Source organism: Streptomyces milbemycinicus (genome assembly GCF_002154605.1).
GTDB classification, from domain to species: Bacteria; Actinomycetota; Actinomycetes; order Streptomycetales; family Streptomycetaceae; genus Streptomyces; species Streptomyces milbemycinicus.
On the sequence record NZ_MUNE01000855.1, the window covers coordinates 1 to 2,561 of the forward strand.

General features: G+C 74.4%; 2 protein-coding genes. One reads left to right on the forward strand and one right to left on the reverse strand.

All coding sequences use genetic code 11. The features are described 5' to 3' along the window. On the reverse strand, positions 1-1,375 hold a 1,375-nt coding region (locus tag CCN51_RS47610), incomplete at its 3' end, for a serine/threonine-protein kinase (RefSeq protein ID WP_086861013.1). 572 nt (positions 1,376-1,947) lie between these two features. Here CCN51_RS47610 and CCN51_RS47615 point away from each other — a divergent pair. Then, the coding region (locus CCN51_RS47615; protein ID WP_143676142.1) for an FHA domain-containing protein at positions 1,948-2,561 on the forward strand (614 nt) is incomplete at its 3' end.

A 2,561-nucleotide genomic window follows, 5' to 3' on the forward strand; every position in this document is an offset into this window, starting at 1 on the left:
GCGGCGGCTGCTGGGGCTGCTGCGGCTGATACTGCTGGGGTTGCTGCGCCTGGTACTGCTGAGGCTGCTGGTGCTGCGGCGGCTGCTGCGGGGCGGGGCGGCGCTGGGGGCGGCGGCGCAGCGGGTCCTGGCTCGGGTCGAGGTACTGGACCTGCGTCTGCTCGTTGCGGTCTCGGGCCGCGCGCAGCTGGTTCTGCCAGGGGTGCGGATCGTCCGGACCCTGGCCGGGCGGCACGGGCGGCATCGCGCGGGTCGGGTCGGCGCCGGAGGCCGGACCGGAGCCGGCGGGCAGCACCTGGGTGGGGTCGGCGTTCGCGCCGCCGCCGGGGCCGCCGGTCTGAGGCAGCACGCTGGTGGCCGCGGCGGGGTCGAACGAGGAAGCGCCCGAGGCGTTGGACGGGAGCACCTGGGTCGGGTCGGCGGCGCCCGTGGGGTCGGCGTCAGGCACCGGGGCGGGCGCCGGGTCCGGGGCGAGCAGCGCGCCGACGCCGAGCGCGGCCTCGGCCTGCGCGGGCGTGGCGTGCACCCCGACGCCCGCGGCGACCACGCGCAGCCCGCGGGCCAGGTTCTCGGCGCTGGGCCGGTCCTCCGGGCTCTTGCGCAGACAGCGCTCTATGACTGTCCACAGGGGCTCGGGCACGGTGGTGGGGCGGCGCGGCTCCTCGCTCAGATGCCGGTGCAGCACCTCGAGCGCCGTGTTGCCCGCGAACGGCGGACGGCCGGTGACCAGCTCGTACAGCATGATCCCGGCGCCGTAGATGTCCACCGCGGAGGTCTGCGGGCGGCCCTCGGCCGACTCCGGCGCCACATAGGCGGGCGTGCCGACGAACTCATGGGTGCGGGTGAGGCCCGGCGAGTCCGCGAGGCGCGCGATGCCGAAGTCGGTCAGCATCGGGTGCATCTCCTCGCCCTCGCCCGTGCCGGCCAGCAGCACGTTGGCGGGTTTGAGGTCGCGGTGCACGACGCCGTCGGCGTGGCTGGCGGCGAGCGCGTCGGCGATCTGGGCCATCAGCAGGGCGGCGGCCATGGGTGTGAACGGGCCGTTACGACGCAGGTAGTTGTGCAGGTCCGGGCCGTCGATCAGGTCCATGACCAGGGCGAGCAGATCGCCCTCGACGACCAGGTCGCGGGTGCGGACGATGTTGGGGTGGGTGAGCCGCAGCAGCACGGAGCGCTCGCGCAGGAAGCGCATCACGATCTCCGCGTCGTTTGCCAGCTCCTCCTTGAGGACCTTGATCGCGACGGTCTCGCCGGGCTGCCCGGCCACAGCGGCCTCGGAGCCCGCCGCCTCCCGCTGGCGGGCTCGCCAGACGGTGCCCGTGGCTCCGCGTCCGAGCGGCTCCTCGAGCAGGTACTTGCTGCCTACCGGCCGCACGTCATGCGCTCCCTGGTCGTGGTCCATGTTGTCTACATCGTCTGCGTTGTCTGCGTCGTCTACGTCGTCTGCGTCCTGCCGACGGCTGGTTCATGTCGCCGACATCGCCTGCGTCGGCCCCACTGTAGTGGGGCGGTACGACATGCCGTACTGATCTCCGTACGAGCCGCGGCTGAGCCGCGGATGAGCCGCGGTGAGCACGGCTTGCGGGGAAGACGCACGATCCGGACAGATGGTTGCCAAGGTCGGGCGGATCCGTGGCATTCGACGCCATCCGGTGCCACAAAGGACAACCGACAGACAGCCGACCCAGTCACAATCAACCAGTTTCGGCCAGTCAGCCGACCAATCAAGATCATGAAGCGACGGTCGGCGGGCGGAATGTCAGTGGCAGGTGCGAGGATGCACGCAGCACGGATGCGGTGGGGAGCCGGGGGGACCCGCGCGCGCCGTGCCCGTACGCCCGTGCCCGTGCGCCCGTACGGAGCTTGTACGTGCCGACGCGCCTGGGGGCGGTGGGGGGAAACGGCGCCCCTGCCCGGCCCCCCGGACAGAAGGGACCGTTGACGGCTATGCAGATTCGGCTGACCGTCCTCGGGCCGCGCAGCGCCCACCCGAGCCGTCCGGGCCAGGCCGCGCCCGGCCACGCTCACACCGGACCCTGCACCGTGGATGTGCTGGTGACCGCCCCGGCCGGCACCGCCCTCGCTTCGGTGGCCGGCGGGCTGGCCGCCGCCCTCGCCGCCGCCGGCTGCGACACGGGCGGCAGCGGCGGCGCCGTGCTGTACGCGGGGGCCGAGCGGCTTGACGCACAGCGCTGCGCGGTCGGCGAGCCGCCCCTGGTGGACGGCGCGGTCCTCGCGCTGAACGGCCCGGCCGACCTCGACCGCTACCCCGGTTACCCCGGATACCCGGGCCTGCCGGAGGCCGCGGCGCCGGACGCGGCCGTCCGGCTCGACGTGGTGGCGGGGCCCGACGCGGGCGGCGTCCACCTGCTGCACGGCGGCCAGGTCCGCATCGGCCGCTCCGCCGACGCGGACGTCCCCCTCGACGACCCCGACGTGTCCCGGCTGCACTGCGCGGTGACCGTCGCCGACGACGGCCGGGTCACCATCACCGACCTCGGCTCCACGAACGGCACGGCGGTCGACGGCGCCCCCGTCGGCCGCCGTGCCGTTCGTGGAGC